The sequence below is a fragment of the Shewanella sp. 1180_01 genome (assembly GCF_052850535.1).
Genome location: NZ_VXCT01000034.1, coordinates 35,499 through 56,254, shown reverse-complemented (window position 1 = coordinate 56,254; position 20,756 = coordinate 35,499). Strand labels below are relative to the sequence as shown.

Genomic DNA, 20,756 nt, shown 5'->3' with positions numbered 1-20,756 from the left:
CGTTCAATCTGAGCCATGATCAAACTCTTCAATTAAAGTTTTGTTGTAACCCTAAGGTTTCGGCTCAATGAATTCTGATTTTTTGTTTCTCGCACTCTTTATAAAAGAAGTGTCGAAACAAACTGTACATATTGCTATGAACACTCATCACTTTCGTGATACAGAAAATATTGATTTAAATTTTTGACTGCCAACCCGAAGGTTAAGCAGTTTCGATTAACTCAACACCTGTGAGTGCCCACACAGATTTCTTGTTTTATCTTGTTAAAGAGCAACTCAATATTCGTAAGAGAACTTGAGTACCACAATGAGCGCCGAACGCTTCCAGGTGGCTAGGGCTGCGTATTCTACGCATTTCCCGTTTCGCGTCAAGGAGTATTTTTCAACTTCTTGCTGCGGTTGAATTAAGTGCCATTCTCAACAAAAAGTAAGCCATTCAATTCAACTTAACTCGTCAGCTGGCTTTCGCTGTCTGCCGTGTCAGTGGATGCGCATTATAGGGAGATTGAGAAAGTCCGCAAGGGCTTTTTGTAGGAAAATAACGATTAATGGTTTAGACGTTTACTTATCAAACGATACGTATAAAAAAGGGGCTAAAAAGCCCCTTTATCTCGATTAAGTCTGGCAATCTATATGAGTCACGCTCAGCTAAATCATCATAAATACTGTTATCTATGGACTAAAGAAGCGAGATTCTTGCTCAACTTCGACTTCTTCACCGTCGATATGAGTTTTCACTTTTATCTCGATGTTAGTAACTGAACGAGAAAGCTCAACCGGATCAACCCCAACGCTAATAGGTAACGTTAATACTTCACCACCCGCAATAGTGACCGAAGTCGGACCGTACCATTTATAGTGGTCCAATCCTTCGACACTCATAGTGTATTCATGGGATTGTTCTGTCTTATTAAGAATCTTCAAGGTGAAGGTGTTTTCAATCAAACCTTGGTTGTTCTCTCTATAGAGCTGGTTGCGGTCACGAATGATGTCCATACGCACAGGCGCTATGGTCGCACTGGAGTATATGAAGACTAATATCATCGCCATCAATACCACGCCATAACCGACAAGCTTAGGTCGCAGCACTTTTTGCTTTATACCTTCTAACTTGTTCTCTGTGGTATAGCTGATAAGCCCTTTCTCGTAACCCATACGATCCATGGTTTGGTCACAGGCATCGATACAAGCGCCGCAGTTAATACACTCATATTGCAGACCGTTACGAATATCGATCCCGGTAGGACATACCTGCACACACAAGTCACAGTCGATACAGTCACCAAGCCCTAGCTCTTTAGGGTCATCTTTGCGTGAGCGCGGACCACGGGTCTCACCACGTTTAGTATCGTAACCCACGATAAAAGTATTCTTATCGAACATGGCCGCTTGGAAACGAGCATAAGGGCACATGTGGATACACATGATTTCACGCATCCAACCCGCATTGCCGTATGTGGCAAGTGTAAAGAACACGACCCAGAAGTAGATACCGCCAGAAGCATTAAGCGTAAAGACGTCAACATAGACTTCACGGCTCGGCACGAAATAGGACACAAAGGTCATCGCCGTCATCAGTGAGAGCAATAGCCAAGCCGTATGTTTTGCCGTTTTACGCCAGAGTTTGTCAAAGCTCCATGGCATTTGATCTAACTTAATGCGTTTATTGCGCGCACCTTCAAGTTTTTCCTCGAACCAGATGAACATAAAGGTCCATACTGTTTGGGGGCAAGTGTATCCACACCAAACACGGCCAAGATAGGTAGTCACAAAAAACAGCGCAAAGGCAGCGATCATAAACAACGCTGCGAGCAAGGTGAGATCCTGCGGCCAAATCGTTAAACCGAAGACGTGAAACTTTTGTTCGCCTAAGTTAAACCATACAGCTTGACGGTCGCCCCAAGGGATCCAAGGTAAAAGCAGGAAAAATAACATGGCAATCCAGCCCATGCGGCGACGTAAGCTACTCCACAAACCGTCTATGGCTCGGACATAAATCCGATTACGAGGGTTAAAGCGATCCGCTTTACTCGCATCTGGCTGGTGAATCTTAATTCGATTGGTTTTCGAATAGTCCTTGTTGTTAGATTCTGAGTTCATCGTTACAGCCTTTTACTGCTTTAATATTGGACGAAAACTAGCTTATTATACCCATATTATTAATGGTTATTCACTTATGTTGGACTAAAAGATGAAAGGTTGGCTCATATTGGCGCTACTCGCGGGTGCTTTGTATTACTTATACACAGAAACAGATAAATTAGATGCTCCTATTGCAAAGACTGAGGCTATGGTCAAAAAAATAGAGAATAAAGTTGACTCTATGACGGGAACAAAAATCATAAAAATTGACCATAAACTGGCTAAAGTAAGAACCGACATCGTCGAGCGCTTATCAACATTAGAACTCGAAGCCTTTAATCAGATACCCATGACACCCGAGTCTATTGCCGACTTTAAAGCTAACTATTGCGGCACTATGGCGCCAGAACATCCAGTGTTCAGCAAAGATAATCAGCTTTATCTCTGTGATCACCTCTAACAATCACCGACTCATAGGCAAATGGGATTTTGCTATATAGCGCTAAGCTTTAGGCTTAGGTGATTGACCTTATATATGATTCCGCCTAGCCTTTGAGGCATTACAGCACAAAGGCCTATGAATCATGACCCAACAAGTATCAGACATTTTTGATCCCACCCTATGGGATGAAGTCAGTGGATTTCAATTCGACGACATTACCTACCACAGAGCTAAAGCCCACGGCACAGTTCGCATTGCCATTAACCGCCCTGAGTGCCGCAACGCCTTCAGACCTAAAACCGTTGATGAGTTATTTATCGCACTCGATCATGCACGCCAATGGTCTGATGTAGGTTGTGTACTGCTAACGGGTAACGGTCCTTCGGCAAAAGATGGTGGCTGGGCGTTCTGTTCGGGTGGCGATCAACGTATTCGCGGCAAAGATGGCTATAAATATGAAGGCGCCGAAGAAGGTAAAGCCGATCAAGCCAGAATGGGCCGCTTACATATATTAGAAGTGCAACGCTTGATCCGCTTTATGCCTAAAGTGGTCATCGCCGTTGTGCCTGGATGGGCGGTAGGTGGCGGCCATAGCTTACACGTAGTGTGCGACTTAACCTTAGCCTCGAAAGAACACGCGATATTTAAGCAGACTGATCCCGACGTAGCGAGCTTCGACTCAGGTTATGGCAGCGCTTATCTCGCCAAGATGATAGGTCAAAAACGTGCCCGCGAAATCTTCTTCTGTGGTTTTAACTACAGCGCCGATGAAGCCTTCGACATGGGTATGGTCAATAAATCCGTTCCCCATGTAGAGCTAGAAACCGAGGCATTAATGTGGGCCAAAGAGATTAACTCTAAGTCGCCTACGGCTATGCGTATGCTTAAATACGGTTTTAACATGACTGACGATGGTATGGTCGGCCAGCAATTATTCGCTGGTGAAGCGACGCGTTTAGCCTATGCGAGTGCCGAAGCGCAGGAAGGGCGCGATGCCTTCCTAGAGAAACGCGATCAAGATTTCTCCGCCTTCCCTTGGCATTACTAGTTTATTAGCAGCGCTTTAATTTACTGCTAGCAACCCAAAGCCCTCCAGAGTGAGGGCTTTATGTTTTTTACAACGGATAAATAGATTAAACCGTTTAAACTAATCTGAAAACACGGCTTTTAATTTTAATGAGAATTGTTATCATCTAAGTATTCCAGCTGGGAGCCTATTTAGAGGACAAGATCATGACTAAGACACTTACTTTTGCCGTACTCCATTTTAGCGTCGCTTTTACCGTAACCTATTTATTAACCGGCAGCGTGATCGTCGGCGGCGCAGTGGCCTTAGTTGAACCCGCGATTAACACAGTGGTGTTTTACTTCCACGACAAAGTATGGAAACGCATTGAGGCAAAAAAGCAGCACGAGCTAGATGCCATTCCAGCATAGAAAGCTAAGCCACCAGCATTTGCTATTGCTGTAAGTTAAGCGTCGTTTTGTCATGAATCTAAATGAAAAAACCGCCAATAAAGGCGGTTTTTATTTAAATGCTTATATTTATTCTACTGTTACAGATTTTGCTAGGTTGCGTGGTTGATCCACGTCGGTACCTTTGATCAACGCAACATGGTACGACAATAGCTGTAGCGGAATAGTGTAAATCAGCGGCGCCATAAAGATATCGCAGTGTGGCACAGGGATCACTTTCATCGTGTCATCCGACTCGAACTCGGCATCCACGTCGGCAAACACATACATTAGTCCACCACGGGCACGCACTTCTTCGACGTTAGATTTGAGTTTTTCGAGCAATTCATTGTTTGGCGCAACGACAATCACAGGCATATCGGCATCGATAAGCGCTAATGGGCCGTGTTTTAATTCGCCAGAGGCATACGCTTCAGCATGAATGTAAGAAATCTCTTTCAGCTTTAACGCGCCTTCCATCGCAATCGGGTATTGATCGCCACGGCCAAGGAATAAAGCATGGTGTTTATCGGCAAAATCTTCAGCCAATTCAGCAATCGCAGCATCTAGCCCTAAAGCTTGTTCCACTTTAGCTGGCATAGATTGTAGGCTTTGAGTGATGTCGGCCTGCATTTGCTCAGACATACCATTGTGGCGACCGATCACCGCAGTCAACATTAATAAGCCAGCAAGCTGTACTGTGAAGGCTTTAGTGGATGCCACACCAATCTCGGCGCCCGCTTTCATCATGTAAGCCATGTCAGATTCGCGAACCAGTGACGAACCTGGCGCATTACAAATCGTCAATGTGGCTTTGTAACCCATTTCTTTCGCTAAGCGCATGGCCGCTAAAGTATCTGCAGTTTCACCAGATTGTGAAATCGTCACCAATAGGCTATTTGGGAATAAGTGCGACTTGCGATAACGGAACTCAGAGGCAATCTCGACGTTACAAGACACGCCAGCCCAATCTTCCAACCAGTAACGCGCCGCCATGCCCGCATGGTAGCTAGTGCCACAAGCGATGATTTGCACGTGTTTGATATCTTTTAAGAACTCAGCAGCGTTATCACCAAAAGCCGTGTCTAGCACTTGCTTATTAGCAATACGACCTTCAATTGTGCGCGTCAGTGCCAATGGCTGCTCGTAAATTTCTTTAAGCATATAGTGGCGATATTCGCCTTTGTCACCGGCATCGTGGGTAATTTCAGATTCTTTGACTTCACGCTCAACGGCATTACCGTTTACGTCGAAAATACTCACGCTGCGACGGGTCACTTCGGCCACATCACCTTCTTCTAGGAAAGCAAATGAGCGAGTGACGGGTAATAAGGCAAGTTGATCCGAAGCGACAAAGTTTTCACCTAGACCAAAACCAATCACCAAAGGACTACCAGATCGAGCAACAACCAAGCGCTCGCTATCGCGGCGGTCGATAACAACAGTGCCATAGGCGCCTTCGAGTTGTTTAACTGTGGCTTGCACGGCAGAAAGCAAAGTGTTGTTAGTTTTCAGCTCATGGTGTACTAAGTGACAAATCACTTCGGTATCGGTATCTGAGCTAAATTTATAGCCTAAACCTTTTAGCATCTCGCGCAGTTTATTGTGGTTTTCAATAATGCCGTTGTGCACCACCGCGATATCACCTTCCGATAAATGCGGGTGAGCATTACGCTCACTCGGCTCACCGTGGGTCGCCCAGCGAGTGTGCGCGATACCCGTTCCGCCCGCTAATGGGTCGGTTTCAAGCGCTGCTGAAAGCTCTTGTACTTTGCCAACGCGGCGCGTGCGATTGAGTTCACCATTGTGGATAACGGCAACGCCTGCGGAGTCATATCCGCGATATTCTAAGCGGCGTAAGCCTTCTACTAGAATTTCAGCCACATCCCTTTGCGCCACAGCGCCTACGATTCCACACATAGTCTTTACCTATAAATTAAAAATGAAGTTGTTAAGTTATTTTGACTCACTAATGAGCGTAGGGCGCTAGCATGACTCGCACGCCCTGATCTGAAATTTGTTTTAGCGCGCTCTCGTCGATACGATCGTCGGTGACCAACACACTCACCTTAGCCCACGGTAACTCTAAGTTAGGGATCCGCTTGCCGATTTTGTCTGAATCCACCATAACGATCACTTCGCGGGACACTTCGGCCATGACTTTGCTTAGGCCAGTTAACTCGTTAAAGGTAGTGGTGCCGCGTTCAAGATCAATACCATCGGCACCGATAAACAGTTGGTCGAAATTATATGAGCGCAACACTTGCTCGGCGACTTGACCTTGAAAGGATTCAGAATGCGGGTCCCAAGTTCCACCGGTCATCAATAAGGTTGGCTCGTTTTCGAGTTCATGGATGGCATTAGCAAGGTGCAGCGCATTCGTCATGACCACCAGCCCACGCTTATCGTTCAGCTGTTCAATCAAGCCAGAAGTCGTAGTGCCGCTATCGATAATGATGCGATTGTGATCTTTAATCAGCTGCGCGGCGGTTTTCGCAATAGACAGCTTATTAGGCGCGATTTTGGCAGAAAACTGTTGGGTCACTTCGTCAGGAATCGCCACAGCGCCACCGTAACGGCGCAGCAGCAGGCCTGTTTTCTCAAGCGCTGCGAGATCTTTGCGAATCGTCACTTCTGAGGTTTCAAAACGTAACGACAGTTCATCGACACTCACTTCACCCAGTTCGTTCAATATGGTGATGATGCTGTGGCGACGCTGCTGTGTGTTTCGTTTGTTCATAAAACCTTTCAGATAAGTTTCGATTCGAAAGATGTATTATAGTGAAACGAAACTTTTTTGCTAGTATTCGAAACACGGTTTCGCATGTTACGGCGTATTTTTATCGTTCTGTAATAGTGAACTTAAACATCAGCCAATAAAAAAAGCCGCTTATCCTTTAAGGACAAGCGGCTTTAAATGAATTTAAAACCTAATAAATTTAGAACTTAGCTTCAACAGCAACACTAAAGTTACGGCCTTGGCCGATAGTGACCATATTGTACTGACCACCATCAATATAATCAGTATCAAATAGATTTCTAACGTTGGCACGAAGGCTCACATCTTTACCCATGATATCCATAGTGTAGGCTGCACCTATATCGAAACGCACATAGCCGTCTTTAGTAATGCTGTTATCTTTATCGGCGAAGCGCTCACCCACATAAATGGCACCAAAGTTCATCGCAAAATTGTCTGTCACTTCATAACGGGTCCAGATATTCGCCGACCATTCAGGCGCATCGACAGGTGTTTTACCATCTAAGATTTTCCCATCTATCTTGCCAGCACCCGTTTTATATTCGGCATCTAAATACATCATAGAAGAAGTCACAAACCAGCTATCGCCTAACTGACCTTGGGCACCCACTTCAAAACCGCGGTGATGCTGCTCGCCACCTTGAGTAGTAATAGTTTTCTTGCCATCACTCGTTTCGGGAATATCTTGCTCTATGGTGACATTAGAAACCGTAATATCAAAAAGTGCTGCTGTTAACAGTAGGCTGTCATCAAACAACTCCCACTTAGTCCCTAGTTCATATTGAGTACCGTACTCAGGTTTCAGGTTGTCTCCATGATTGACATCTTCAGAACTGGTTACCGAGCCTTGTGGTGTGAAACTCTTTGAATAGTTAACATAAATACTGCCATTACTCATAGGTGAGTAGATCACTCCAAACTTAGGCGACACGGCATAACTGTTTTCACCTTCACCGTCTTTCTTCTGTTCGTCGTAACGTACGCCAGCGAGCAACTTCCATTGTTCGTTAAGCGTCATTAAATCCTGCAGGTAGAAACCGTAATACTTATAGGTACTCGCATTGCCTTTGGGTTTTGTGTGGTAATCGAGAGCAGGTTGAATAACTGGTTGCCCAGGAATAACCGTTTGAGCTGCCCCACGGTGAATTTGTTGCTGATAGAAATAATCGAGATAGTTAGCCCCAATCAGCAGTTGATGCTGTATTCCGGCCAACGCAAATTCACCGGTGAAATCGGCATAAGCGGTTTTATGCTGCCAATCGTCGTAACGATCGAATGGCTTGATGCTATAGCCTTTGGTGAATGGGTCTTCTGTATATTGCGGCGCAGAATCAAAACGTTGGCGATTAAACTGCTGATCGTTATAACCCGCTTTGACTTTCCAGTTGTCATTCATATGCCAAGTCAGATCGGCACCTAAGTTTGACACTGTATTGTCAGTAAAGGCCCAAGGCGCATCCCAAACGGTTTTACGTTCGCCAATGACATTACCTTGTTTATCTAACCAACCACCCGCATCAATACCCGCTTTATCTTGGGTATGGTCGTATTTAACCGACAGTAACAAATCGTCGCTTAGGTCAAATTCCATATTGAGATAACCTAACCAGCGATCGCGCTCTTGGTTCTCATCATTAGCGGAATACTCACGCCAGTATTTTGTGTCTTGCTTCACTAACACACCGCGGTAACGAATACTTTGTGCTTCGTTTAAACTGCCACCCGCATCGAGCTGTGCACGGGTAGAACCGTAGCCATCGGTGTCAAAACCTAAGTTAAGCATTGAATCATAGGTTGGTTTCTTAGTGACCATATTCACTAAACCACCAGGGCCAGATTGACCATACAACATGCTCGAAGGGCCTTTTAACACTTCGACTTGCTGCAGGGTTTCGATGGGTTGTACGTAGTGGGACCATTGCTGATGGCCATTGATGAGATAACCATTACCAGAATCTAACTCGAAGCCACGGATACTAAAAACTTGGCGGTTCCAGCGTGTCGTTCCTGCAGTCACGCTCGAATCGTTAACTAACACTTCAGCGAGGTTAGTAGCTAGCTGTTCGTCCGTGACAAAATCGGGGATCACATTAACTGATTGTGGGGTATCCATTAAGTCGATATCACCGCGCATAGCGCCTGATGCTGTACCCACTTTATAATCGTTAAAAGTGCGGCCAGTGACATTAATGCGCTCGATATTTGCGTCGCTAGCCACCTCTGCCAACACAGGCATAGCCATTAATGCCGAACCTACGGCCAAACCTAAAACTGAATATTTAAATACCATTGCCAACACCTCAATTAGACCTTTCGTCTTAGAATTGCAGGCAATATAAATGAGAAGTGTTTTTATTTAATCTTCTTTACACGAATTTACAATTAGCTGTGATATAGATCTAAATCTGTTTAAAACCAATAAATTGCAATTACCACAACAGGATTAACTCAACCTTAATTTCGTGACTTTTATTGTTTCCATCTGAATTAAACGAATCGAATTTCCAACAATCTGACTAAATATAAAAGCGGCACATGGCCGCTTTATAGATAATGAATTGAGTTAAATAAACTACTTTTTAATTTTGACTGGACGTTGCCAACCCGTCAGGTGTTTTTGTTTAACACGGGTAATGACTAACTCATTTTCACCCACATCGCGGGTAATGGTTGAGCCAGCGCCTAAGGTTGCGCCTTTACAAATAGTGACAGGTGCCACCAGCTGGGTGTCTGAGCCAACAAAAACATTATCCTCGATAACGGTAAGATGCTTATTCGCGCCATCATAATTACAAGTAATAGTACCAGCGCCGATATTAACGCCATCACCTATAATAGCATCACCTAAATAGGCTAAGTGTCCAGCCTTAGAACCCACGCCGATAACCGCTTTCTTCACTTCAACAAAGTTACCAATGTGCGCATCTTGCTTAAGCTCTGCGCCGGGACGTAAGCGCGCAAATGGACCAGCACTGGCAGCAACGCCAAGCTTAGCGCCTTCGATGATAGAGTAAGGTTTGATCTCAGCGTTATCGGCAATCTCACAATCGATTAAAATCGCACCTGCGCCAATAGTGACATTATTACCTAAGGTCACTTTGCCTTCGAATATCACGTTGATATCAATCATCACATCCATACCGACGGTGACTTCACCACGGATATCGATACGGCATGGGTCGCGCAGGTTCGCTCCCGCCAACATCAGTTTTTCTGCTTCACGGGCTTGGTAAGCGCGTTCAAGTTGCGCCAGTTGCACGCGGTTATTGGCGCCTTCCACTTCAATCGCAGATTGTGGCTGGGCAGTATCAATAGCAACACCATCAGCGTGTGCCATTGCAATAATATCCGTTAGATAATATTCGCCTTGGGCATTGTTGTTGGATAAACGGCTCAACCAAGCTTTAAGTTGTTTACCTGGAACGGCCATGATGCCGGTATTGATTTCGTTGATCAGTAGCTGCTCTGCTGTAGCATCTTTCTGCTCAATAATACCAACTACTTTCCCTTGTTCTTGACCTTCACAAGGAGTACGGACAATACGACCATAACCCATAGGATCCGCTAAATTCACGGTTAAAATGGCCACGCCATTTTCAGGACGGGCAGCGAGTAAGGCTTCAAGGGTTGATTGTTGAATCAGTGGCACATCGCCGTAAAGAATGAGCACAGTGTCATTGTCAGCAATATGCGGGCTCGCTTGCGCAACCGCATGACCCGTACCTAATTGCTCAGCTTGCAATACCCAGTTGAGTTGTTGCTCACCTAAGCTGGCCTGTAGCTTGTCAGCACCATAACCGTAGACTAACTGAATCGCGTCACTACCCACTTTATGGGCGGTATCGATGACATGTTGCACCATGCTCTTGTGGGCGATGGGATGTAATACCTTAGGAAGATCAGAGCGCATCCGTGTTCCCTTGCCAGCCGCTAAGATCACTACATTTAATGCCATTGCCATATCCTTGAACAAATACCCAAGAGGGTGAAAAATTACGGTCGTATACCAATCACATTAAATATCTAATCAGTTCAGAGCCTCACAGGCATCTCAATCCAAGGCGCATTGACGCAGAAATGGTTATTCCCTTTTAAGTCAATGCAACACAGGAGTGGGATGCCTGTGAGGCTCCCAAAGGGCGGGTTTCAATACGCTTTATACTGCGTTCAAGGCTTTCGACAGAGCACCACTATGCCTTCAAGCCTTCGCCTTGTCTAAAGCGCGTTGAACTCCCGCTGAATGAACAGATATTTAATACGATTGGTATTAGTGGCGCAATTTTAACGGAAAGCTCATCGAAAAGCGAAGCGGATAGCGATAGGAATAACTCAAAAACACGCTTACCCAAATTTCGGCCACAAAAAAGGCGACCTTATGGTCGCCTTTTTTCACAAACAATAACCTTATCTGGCAATGTTTTTCTTGATGGTTTCAACAACACGTAATTGAGCCATAGCCTTAGCTAGTTCAACCATAGCCGCGTCATAATTGAAGTCAGCACCTGCATTTGCCATATGGGCTTCTGCACGACGCTTAGCTTCTAATGCCGCTTGCTCATCAATATCTTTGGCACGCATAACCACATCAGCCAATACGGAAACAGTAGAAGGTTGTACTTCCAGAATACCACCTGAAAGGTAAAACACTTCTTCACTGCCGTCTTGCTTGACGATGCGCGCCATGCCAGGTTTGATATAACTCAGCAAAGGAGCATGGCCATGCATTATGCCCAACTCACCTTCTGAACCAGTCACTTGCAGCGAAGCTACACGACCAGAGAAGATGTTGCTCTCTGCACTTACTATATCAAGATGTACTGTCATGGCTGCCATCCCGTTCTCCTTAAGAAACTAAGTATTGCTACTTAGTTATTTCTTTTTGTTCGCTTTCTCGATGACTTCATCGATTGAGCCAACCATGTAGAACGCTTGTTCTGGCAGGTGATCAAACTCACCGTTCAAAATACCCTTAAAGCCACGGATAGTGTCTTTCAGAGAAACGTACTTACCAGGAGATCCAGTAAAGACTTCTGCTACGAAGAAAGGCTGAGACAAGAAACGCTCAATCTTACGAGCACGGAATACAGTTGTTTTGTCTTCGTCAGACAATTCATCCATACCCAGAATCGCAATAATGTCTTTCAGCTCTTTGTAACGTTGCAGTACAGTTTGCACGCCGTTAGCAACATCATAATGCTCTTGGCCAACAACCAATGGATCTAATTGACGTGAAGTCGAATCCAATGGGTCAACCGCTGGGTAAATACCCAGAGAAGCAATTTGACGTGACAGTACAACAGTCGCATCTAAGTGAGCGAAGGTTGTTGCTGGTGACGGATCGGTCAAGTCATCCGCAGGTACGTATACCGCTTGTACAGAGGTAATAGAACCAGTCTTAGTTGAAGTGATACGCTCTTGCAGAACGCCCATCTCTTCAGCCAATGTTGGTTGATAACCTACCGCAGAAGGCATACGACCTAACAGTGCAGATACTTCAGTACCGGCTAAGGTATAACGGTAGATGTTGTCAACGAACAACAGTACGTCACGACCTTCGTCACGGAACTTCTCTGCCATAGTCAGACCAGACAGTGCAACGCGCAAACGGTTACCTGGAGGCTCGTTCATCTGACCATAAACCATGGCCACTTTGTCGAGAACGCCAGAATCTTTCATCTCGTAGTAGAAGTCGTTACCTTCACGAGTACGCTCACCTACACCGGCGAATACAGAAAGACCCGAGTGGGCTTTAGCGATGTTGTTAATCAGTTCCATCATGTTAACTGTTTTACCAACACCCGCACCACCGAACAAACCAACTTTACCGCCCTTAGCGAATGGACAAACAAGGTCAATAACCTTGATGCCAGTCTCTAACAGTTCAGTAGAGCTTGATTGATCTTCGTATGAAGGAGCTGTACGGTGAATTACATAACGCTCTTCTTCACCGATTGGACCCGCTTCATCAATAGGCTCGCCTAATACGTTCATGATACGGCCAAGAGTGGCGGTACCAACAGGAACAGTAATAGGTGAACCTGAGTTTACTACTTCAAGACCACGACGCAGACCGTCAGAAGAACCCATAGCGATGGTACGAACTACACCACCACCTAGTTGTTGCTGAACTTCCAGCACCAAACCATTACACGGGCCTTCACCTACGATTTTCAGAGCGTCATATACTTGAGGTACGGCATCTTGTGGAAACTCTACGTCCACAACCGCGCCAATCACTTGGACAACAGTACCTGTGCTCATGATTAATCCTCTAAAACTTGTATTCGTTACCTAACCTAAACCGCAGAGGCACCAGAAACAATTTCCGACAGTTCCTGCGTAATCGCAGCCTGACGGGCCTTGTTATAGACCAGTTGCAAGTCGTTGATAAGCTCACCAGCGTTGTCTGTTGCCGACTTCATCGCCACCATACGGGCAGCTTGTTCAGAAGCAATGTTTTCAACAACACCTTGGTAAACCTGAGATTCTACATAACGGACCAATAAGGTATCCAAAAGTGCTTTTGGATCTGGCTCGTAGATATAATCCCAACGATGAGCAGTTTCATCATCTTCTGATTTAGGCAAAGGTAGCAGCTGCTCGATCACAGGAGTCTGCGTCATAGTATTCACAAATTTGTTAAATACCACGTACAGACGATCCAGCTTGCCTTCGTTGTAAGCTTCTAGCATGACACCGACTGTCCCGATCAAGTCAGCGAGCTTTGGAGCATCGCCTAAACCTGAAGCGTGAGCAGACACTTGTCCACCGAAGTTTTTGAAAAACTGCACACTACGTGCGCCGATTGGGCAAAATTCAAATTCTGCACCTTGGGCTTTCCAGCTTTTCACGTCTGCGATAACCTTTTTGAAAAGGTTAACGTTCAGACCACCACAAAGGCCACGGTCGGTTGCCACAACAATGTAACCAACCCGCTTAGCCTCTCTCACCTCCAAATAGGGGTGTTTATACTCGAGAGAACCTTGCGCTACGTGACCGATCACCTTACGCATGCTTTCCGCATATGGACGGCTCGCAGCCATGCGTTCCTGCGCTCTGCGCATTTTGCTGGCTGCCACCATTTCCATGGCGGACGTGATCTTCTGAGTGTTTTTCACACTCGCGATCTTGGTTTTAATCTCTTTAGCGCCGGCCATCTCTACTCTCCAATCTGGACCTGAGGTGTCTTAAGACACCTCTATCATTGTTACCAGGTTTGGGTTGCTACGAACTTGTCGAGGCCAGCTTTTAATTCAGCTTCGATATCAGCGCTATAATCGCCAGTATCATTGATAAGCTTCATTAAAGGAGCATGCTCGCTGTTCATGAACGAGAGCAGAGCGGCTTCGAAATTACCGACCTTATTCAGCTCAACACTCTTCAGGTAACCTTTTTCAGCTGAGAAAATAGACACAGCTTGAGCGGCTACGCTCATTGGAGCATATTGCTTTTGCTTCATCAGTTCGGTAACACGCACACCATGCTCAAGTTGAGCACGTGTTGCATCGTCAAGATCAGATGCAAATTGCGAGAACGCAGCAAGCTCACGATACTGTGCTAGTGCGGTACGAATACCACCAGACAGTTTCTTGATGATCTTAGTCTGAGCCGCACCACCAACACGAGAAACAGAAATACCTGGGTTAACCGCTGGACGTAGGCCAGAGTTAAACAGATCGGTCTCAAGGAAGATCTGACCATCGGTAATAGAAATTACGTTGGTCGGTACGAATGCAGAAACGTCACCCGCTTGCGTTTCAATAATCGGCAGCGCGGTTAAAGAACCGGTTTTGCCAGTTACTGCACCTTTAGTGAACTTCTCTACATAAATCGCGTTAACGCGTGATGCACGCTCTAGTAAACGTGAGTGTAGATAGAATACGTCACCTGGGTAAGCTTCACGGCCTGGAGGACGCTTGAGCAGTAACGAAATTTGACGATAAGCAACTGCTTGCTTAGACAAATCATCGTATACGATCAAAGAATCTTCACCGCGGTCACGGAAGTATTCACCCATAGAACAACCAGAATATGGCGCTAAGTATTGCAGAGCAGCAGCTTCAGAAGCCGTTGCAACAACAACGATAGTGTTAGCTAACGCACCGTGTTCTTCTAGCTTGCGTACTACGTTTGCGATAGTAGAAGCCTTTTGGCCAATCGCAACGTACACACATTTAATGCCAGAATTTTTCTGGTTGATAATTGCGTCGATCGCCATAGCTGTTTTACCAGTTTGACGGTCGCCAATGATCAATTCACGTTGACCACGACCGATAGGGATCATGGCATCAACGGCTTTATAACCAGTTTGAACTGGTTGATCAACAGACTGACGTTCAATAACACCTGGTGCGATAACTTCAATTGGCGAGTAACCATCGTTATCGATAGGTCCTTTTCCGTCAATTGGCTCACCTAGAGTGTTAACAACGCGGCCAAGAAGACCGCGGCCAACTGGAACTTCCAGAATACGGCCAGTCGTTTTCACTTTTACGCCTTCTGCTAAATCAGCATAAGGACCCATTACTACGGCACCGACAGAATCACGTTCAAGGTTCAACGCGATTGCAAAACGGTTACCAGGCAGTTCGATCATCTCACCTTGCATCACGTCGGCTAGGCCGTGGATGCGGATGATGCCGTCACTTACCGCAACGATAGTACCTTCGTTACGAGATTCGCTAACGACTTCGAACTGCTCGATCCGCTGCTTAATCAGATCGCTGATTTCAGTGGAATTCAGTTGCATGCTCAAACTCCCAATTACGACTGCAGCTTATCAGACAGACGCGATAACTTACCGCGGACCGAGCCATCGATGACTAGGTCTCCTGTCTTAATGATTACACCGGCGATGAGCGCGGCGTCAGTGCTGCAATTCAGCTTAACTTTGCGTGCGAGACGTTTCTCTAAAGAAATACTAATCTGCTGTTGTTGTTCAGAGCTCAGCTCAGTTGCAGAAACCACATCGGCTTCCACTTCTTTTGCCCACTCATTACGGTATTCAGTAAATAACTGAGATACAGCAGGTAGTACCTTTAAGCGACCGTTTTCAGCCATTACCTTTATCAGGTTCTGACCTTGCACATTGACTTGCTCGCCACACACACTAATAAAGAGTGCTGCGAGCTTAGTGCTGGCTAAAGAGCCAGCTAACAGTGGTTGCATGGTTTCGTTTTCACTCACCAATGCGGCAAACGTAAGCATTTCTGCCCATGAATCCACTGCATCTTGTTCAATAGCAAAGTCAAAAGCTGCCTTTGCGTAAGGGCGAGCGATGGTGGTTAATTCAGCCATAACTCAACTCCCTTATCAAATTTCAGCGACTAGTTTATTAACTATGTCACTGTGGGCGGCTGGATCAATAGAACGCTCAAGGATCTTCTCAGCACCCATGATGGCAAGAGTAGCAACCTGCTTACGCAGATCCTCTTTGACGCGATTACGTTCAGCTTCAATTTCTGCTTTACCCTGAGCGATGATTTTAGCACGCTCAGCGTCTGCTTCGGTTTTGGCTTCTTCAACTATTTGAGCTTTACGCTTGTTAGCTTGCTCAATAATTTCATTAGCCGTTACCTTGGCTTCTTTTAGTTGGTCAGTCGCTTTCGCTTGTGCCAACTCCAGGTCTTTTACCGCACGATCAGCATCAGCTAGACCGTCAGCAATCCTTTTTTGGCGCTCTTCGATGGCATTCATCAAAGGGGGCCATACAAACTTCATGCAAAACCACACGAAGATGATAAAGGCGACCGTCTGACCGATTAGGGTAGCGTTGAAATTCACAACAGCCTCCTATTTAGAGTTAAGACAGAAGCGTTTTTTACAGCATTGCACCCAGTGGGTTGGTAAATAGCATGAATAATGCGATACCAACACCGATCATAGTTACGGCGTCAAGAAGACCCGCTACGATGAACATTTTAACTTGTAGCATAGGAGCCATTTCTGGTTGACGCGCAGCGCCTTCCAAGAACTTGCCGCCTAATAAGCCGAAACCGATTGCAGTACCAAGAGCACCCATACCAATCAGCAGAGCAACAGCGATAGCTGTCATGCCTAAAATCGTTTCCATCTGTATCTCCAGTATCTAAATCTATATTAGTTGATGATTTAGTTTAAAATTTCTTCAGCAATCCTTAATGATCTTCATGCGCCATGCTTAAATAAACAATGGTCAACATCATGAAGATAAACGCTTGCAGTGTGATAACCAAAATGTGGAATATTAACCAACCCAGTTGCAGAGTCACACCTAGGGTAGATAATAACAAGTTGGTACCATACATCAGCGCAATAAGGATGAAGATCAACTCACCTGCGTACAAGTTACCAAAGAGTCGCAATGCCAATGAAATTGGTTTTGCTATCAAAGTAACAGTCTCTAATAGGAGGTTGACGGGTATCATTGCCTTATGGTTAAAGGGCTGTAGTGTCAGTTCTTTAACAAACCCAGACACACCTTTGACCTTAATGCTGTAAAAAATAATCAGCAAGAACACACCGATAGCTAAGCTAAAGGTAATGTTAACGTCAGTCGTCGGAACCGCTTTAAGATATGGAATACCCATTAAACTTGCTGCGTGAGGCAGCCAATCAACAGGGATCATATCCATGAAGTTCATCATGAATACCCATACAAAAATGGTCAGAGCTAAAGGTGCGATCAGAGCATTGCGACCATGAAAACTTTCTTTCACGCTGTTATTTACGAACTCAACGATCATCTCAACAAAACATTGCAGTTTGCCAGGAACACCGGAAGTCGCTTTTTTACCAACGCTGCGGAAAATCCACAGGAACAGAACACCAAGACCAACCGAAAAGAACAACGAATCAATGTGCCATGTCCAAAAGCCTTCACCAACACTTAAGTTGGTAAGGTGATGTTGGATATAGCCCTGCGGTGTTAACGCTTCACCAGTTGCAGCCATGATTCATCCCACTTAACTTTGCTTGAAGTATAAAGGAGCTGTCCAATGCACTATTAGCGTCAGCACATAACAAACAAAAAGCGGCATAAAAGCGACCTTAATATTGATAAATACAAACGAAAACATTGCGATGGTTAACAGCAACTTTACCGCTTCCCCCCAGTAAAAAGCCTTTATGACTTTTGCAGCTGAACTTGCTCCCGTGTGGGAGAAAGCGAGGGTTGCGAATACAAAATTAGGGAGCACAGCGATTGAACCACCTGCTAAAGCAGAATAGCCAAACTGAACTCCCCACACGGCGAAAAAGAGAATTGAAGCACCCCCAGCGACCGCCGCCTGCATCATCACCAATTTATAGGCTGACCACCGGCCACGACGCGCTAAAACCTTACTCAATTCATCCTCTCCGCATTCATACTTTTTGTTTCGATGACCGGATGACAAATACCCGTATTTATGTCGATGCACAAAAAGCTTGCGAAAGTATACCTTTTCACGCCTTCATTGCAACTTTGAGATAAGGAAAAACAACACTTTTAACGTGATCTAGCGCCAAACGAGTTAAAATGTAAGATTAGCATCTGTCACAAATTTACATTAAAAACTGTTAATCTACAGACATTAATGAATTTTACTAAGAATTCCGTCTAATTCAGCCAGATTCTGATAGTTAATTACAATTTTACCTGTGCCCTTACTACTATGAGCGATAGAAACCTTGGCACCTAATCTTTCAATTAACTGCTGCTCTAAACGACAAACATCTTGATCTTTAGTCGTAGTTTCGGCTTGTTTAGGCGGATTTAAGGTTTGATTAATTAATCGTTCAGTTTCGCGAACGGTTAATTCCTTAGCGGCCACTAATCTCGCAAGATTTGTTTGTTCTTCTCCCTCAATTGCTAACAAAGCGCGAGCATGACCCATATCGATGTCGCCATACTCGAGTAGACGTTTTACCGGCTCATTTAAGCCGTTTAAACGTAACAAGTTAGATACACTCGCTCTGGATTTTCCCACAACATCGGCAACTTGTTGGTGAGTCAGTTCAAATTCTTGCATTAAACGTTGCAATGCAATGGCTTCTTCCATGGCATTTAAATCTTCACGCTGGATGTTTTCAATCAAAGCGATAGCAACAGCGGCCTCATCGGGCACTTGTTTGACTATGCAGGGGATTTTATTTAAGCCAGCAAGTTGAGAAGCACGCCAGCGACGTTCGCCCGCAATGATCTCATACATGTCGTTTGCCACTTGTCTTACAACGATGGGCTGAATAATGCCTTGGTTGCGGATAGAATGCGCCAGTTCTTCCAACGCTTCGGGAGACATGTCTTTACGAGGTTGATACTTACCCGGTTGTAATAAGTCTAAATCGAGATGGATAAGCTCTTCTTTTTTATCTACAACATTAGCTTCATCAGTGTGTTTTTTACTGGCGGCATGGCTGTTACTCAGTAGGGCATCTAACCCTTTGCCTAATCCTCTTTTCTTTAACGTCATGGTGATCCTTTACGCTTGCTTAGCCTGAGTTTGTTGTTCTGAACGACGGATCATTTCACCCGCAAGCGCTAGATACGCCTTAGCGCCGGCACTCGATTTATCGTAATACATAGCAGGCGCACCAAAACTTGGCGCCTCAGCCAGCCTGACATTACGCGGGATCACAGTACGATATACCTTGTCACCAAAATGCTGTTTTAGCTGATCGGACACATCATTAGACAAACGATTACGCGGATCGTACATAGTGCGTAAAATGCCTTCAATGCCAAGCCCAGGGTTAACCATAGCGGCAAGCTTAGTGATGGTATCAATCAGCGCCGTTAAGCCTTCTAGGGCATAGTATTCGCACTGCATAGGCACGAGCACAGAGTCAGCCGCTGACATAGCGTTCACCGTCAGCATGTTCAATGAAGGAGGGCAGTCGATAAAGATATAATCATATTGATCTTTTATCGGTGCGAGCGCGTTACGCAAACGGATCTCACGCGCAAAAAACTCCATCAGTTTGATCTCTGCCGCTGTGACATCGCCATTACTGGCGATCAGATCATACTTACCCGCAGTGTTTTTAATGACGATCTCGTCGAAGGATTTCTCTTCGACCAATAATTCGTAGGCCGTATTTTCGACCTCGTATTTATCGACACCACTGCCCATAGTGGCATTACCTTGGGGATCGAGATCGATCAATAATACTTTACGTTTTGTTGCTGCTAACGAAGCGGCTAGGTTAACGCAAGTAGTTGTTTTTCCTACGCCACCTTTCTGGTTAGCCACGGCAATCACTTTACCCACAATATCACCCTGTATGTAAATGCTGGTTTATTGCCCTTACTTAAAAATGATTTATTCACCACTTTCAAGCCTGTTATTCTTTGATTATTTTCAATAAATGTCTTTGTTCATCGAGTTTAGGCACCTTAAGCTCGATGACTTCTTTCACTGCAAATCCACTTGGAATATGTTGCATCTCTTCATCATTTAACTGGCCTTTAAGGGCATAAAACTGCCCATGTTCGGCGGGTAAATGATGGCACCAAGTCAGCATATCTTGGATTGAAGCAAATGCACGACTTAATACGCCGTCGAATTTTTGCTCAGGTTGATAAGCTTCTACGCGGCTTTCAACTGAGCTGATGTTATGAATGCCTAATTCAAAGGACACTTGTTTTTGAAAACGAATGCGTTTACCTAAGCTGTCCAATAACACAAATTGTTTATCGGGATTCATAATCGCTAACGGGATCCCAGGTAAACCGGGTCCTGTGCCCACATCGATAAAACGTTCACCTTGCAGATGTTTTGAAACTACTAAGCTGTCCATGATATGACGGATCAACATGGCTTCGGGATCTCTCACCGATGTCAGGTTATAGGCTTTATTCCATTTGTTGAGCATGCCAACAAAATCAATTAGTTGTTTTTTTTGCTCGGCGGTTGCGGGCAAATTAATTTCGGCTAAATAAGCCTCTAACTGGGCAGATAACACTGAGCAACCTCAAAAAAGATACGATTATGAACGCGAAGGCTATTATGAAGCCCGAAAACGATGAAGGGAAGCCTGAATGCTTCCCTTCTATGA

20 protein-coding genes are annotated in these 20,756 nt (G+C 45.1%); 3 read left to right on the top strand and 17 right to left on the bottom strand.

The features are described 5' to 3' along the window. Positions 1-672: 672 nt before the first annotated feature. On the bottom strand, positions 673-2,100 hold the full coding sequence (ccoG, locus tag FW758_RS16525; protein ID WP_446445943.1) for a cytochrome c oxidase accessory protein CcoG: 1,428 nt from the start codon (positions 2,098-2,100) through the stop codon (positions 673-675). 91 nt (positions 2,101-2,191) lie between these two features. Between ccoG and FW758_RS16520 the strand changes: the two genes are divergently transcribed. The 3 genes from FW758_RS16520 to FW758_RS16510 all read left to right on the top strand — a co-directional run bounded on the left by FW758_RS16520 (position 2,192) and on the right by FW758_RS16510 (position 3,961). Next, complete coding sequence (locus tag FW758_RS16520) at positions 2,192-2,542, top strand: hypothetical protein (protein ID WP_006079351.1); 351 nt, start codon at positions 2,192-2,194, stop codon at positions 2,540-2,542. 124 nt (positions 2,543-2,666) lie between these two features. Beyond that, positions 2,667-3,572, top strand: a complete 906-nt coding sequence (locus tag FW758_RS16515) for a 1,4-dihydroxy-2-naphthoyl-CoA synthase (RefSeq protein ID WP_107403039.1) — start codon at positions 2,667-2,669, stop codon at positions 3,570-3,572. 185 nt (positions 3,573-3,757) lie between these two features. Then, a complete protein-coding gene (locus tag FW758_RS16510) occupies positions 3,758-3,961 on the top strand; it encodes a DUF2061 domain-containing protein (protein ID WP_006079349.1) in 204 nt (67 codons plus the stop codon). 108 nt (positions 3,962-4,069) lie between these two features. Here the strand turns inward: FW758_RS16510 and glmS are convergent, their stop codons facing one another. The 16 genes from glmS to rsmG all read right to left on the bottom strand — a co-directional run bounded on the left by glmS (position 4,070) and on the right by rsmG (position 20,663). Then, positions 4,070-5,899, bottom strand: coding sequence for a glutamine--fructose-6-phosphate transaminase (isomerizing) (gene glmS / locus FW758_RS16505; RefSeq protein WP_446445942.1), 1,830 nt, complete (start codon positions 5,897-5,899; stop codon positions 4,070-4,072). Between the two features lie 49 nt (positions 5,900-5,948). Beyond that, positions 5,949-6,719, bottom strand: a complete 771-nt coding sequence (locus FW758_RS16500) for a DeoR/GlpR family DNA-binding transcription regulator (RefSeq protein ID WP_259523914.1) — start codon at positions 6,717-6,719, stop codon at positions 5,949-5,951. A gap of 199 nt (positions 6,720-6,918) precedes the next feature. Next, positions 6,919-9,030 (bottom strand): TonB-dependent receptor, encoded by a 2,112-nt coding sequence (locus FW758_RS16495; RefSeq protein ID WP_446445941.1) that lies wholly within the window; start codon positions 9,028-9,030, stop codon positions 6,919-6,921. A 282-nt stretch (positions 9,031-9,312) separates the two neighbouring features. After that, entirely contained in the window at positions 9,313-10,695 is a 1,383-nt protein-coding gene (gene glmU, locus FW758_RS16490) for a bifunctional UDP-N-acetylglucosamine diphosphorylase/glucosamine-1-phosphate N-acetyltransferase GlmU (RefSeq protein WP_446445940.1), read from the bottom strand. Between the two features lie 449 nt (positions 10,696-11,144). Beyond that, on the bottom strand, positions 11,145-11,573 hold the full coding sequence (locus tag FW758_RS16485; RefSeq protein WP_126493375.1) for a F0F1 ATP synthase subunit epsilon: 429 nt from the start codon (positions 11,571-11,573) through the stop codon (positions 11,145-11,147). A 36-nt stretch (positions 11,574-11,609) separates the two neighbouring features. Further along, a complete protein-coding gene (gene atpD, locus FW758_RS16480) occupies positions 11,610-13,001 on the bottom strand; it encodes a F0F1 ATP synthase subunit beta (RefSeq protein ID WP_006083845.1) in 1,392 nt (463 codons plus the stop codon). Positions 13,002-13,036: 35 nt separating this feature from the next. After that, positions 13,037-13,897 (bottom strand): F0F1 ATP synthase subunit gamma, encoded by an 861-nt coding sequence (gene atpG, locus FW758_RS16475; protein WP_006084762.1) that lies wholly within the window; start codon positions 13,895-13,897, stop codon positions 13,037-13,039. A gap of 50 nt (positions 13,898-13,947) precedes the next feature. Next, positions 13,948-15,489 (bottom strand): F0F1 ATP synthase subunit alpha, encoded by a 1,542-nt coding sequence (gene atpA / locus FW758_RS16470; RefSeq protein ID WP_006083843.1) that lies wholly within the window; start codon positions 15,487-15,489, stop codon positions 13,948-13,950. 14 nt (positions 15,490-15,503) lie between these two features. Then, entirely contained in the window at positions 15,504-16,037 is a 534-nt protein-coding gene (gene atpH / locus FW758_RS16465; RefSeq protein WP_006083842.1) for a F0F1 ATP synthase subunit delta, read from the bottom strand. A 15-nt stretch (positions 16,038-16,052) separates the two neighbouring features. Beyond that, positions 16,053-16,523, bottom strand: coding sequence for a F0F1 ATP synthase subunit B (gene atpF, locus FW758_RS16460; RefSeq protein ID WP_006083841.1), 471 nt, complete (start codon positions 16,521-16,523; stop codon positions 16,053-16,055). Positions 16,524-16,560: 37 nt separating this feature from the next. Beyond that, positions 16,561-16,812 carry a F0F1 ATP synthase subunit C gene (gene atpE / locus FW758_RS16455; RefSeq protein WP_006083840.1) on the bottom strand — a complete coding sequence of 84 codons (252 nt, stop codon included), beginning with the start codon at positions 16,810-16,812 and terminating at the stop codon, positions 16,561-16,563. A gap of 64 nt (positions 16,813-16,876) precedes the next feature. Further along, entirely contained in the window at positions 16,877-17,671 is a 795-nt protein-coding gene (atpB, locus tag FW758_RS16450) for a F0F1 ATP synthase subunit A (protein WP_006083839.1), read from the bottom strand. A gap of 12 nt (positions 17,672-17,683) precedes the next feature. Beyond that, the gene (locus FW758_RS16445; RefSeq protein WP_063883871.1) at positions 17,684-18,067 is read right to left on the bottom strand and encodes an ATP synthase subunit I; all 384 of its coding nucleotides are present in this window, start codon (positions 18,065-18,067) and stop codon (positions 17,684-17,686) included. A 225-nt stretch (positions 18,068-18,292) separates the two neighbouring features. Beyond that, the gene (locus tag FW758_RS16440) at positions 18,293-19,171 is read right to left on the bottom strand and encodes a ParB/RepB/Spo0J family partition protein (RefSeq protein WP_006084765.1); all 879 of its coding nucleotides are present in this window, start codon (positions 19,169-19,171) and stop codon (positions 18,293-18,295) included. Between the two features lie 9 nt (positions 19,172-19,180). After that, positions 19,181-19,969, bottom strand: coding sequence for a ParA family protein (locus FW758_RS16435; protein WP_012090674.1), 789 nt, complete (start codon positions 19,967-19,969; stop codon positions 19,181-19,183). Positions 19,970-20,042: 73 nt separating this feature from the next. Next, a complete protein-coding gene (rsmG, locus tag FW758_RS16430; RefSeq protein WP_006083835.1) occupies positions 20,043-20,663 on the bottom strand; it encodes a 16S rRNA (guanine(527)-N(7))-methyltransferase RsmG in 621 nt (206 codons plus the stop codon). Positions 20,664-20,756 lie beyond the last annotated feature (93 nt).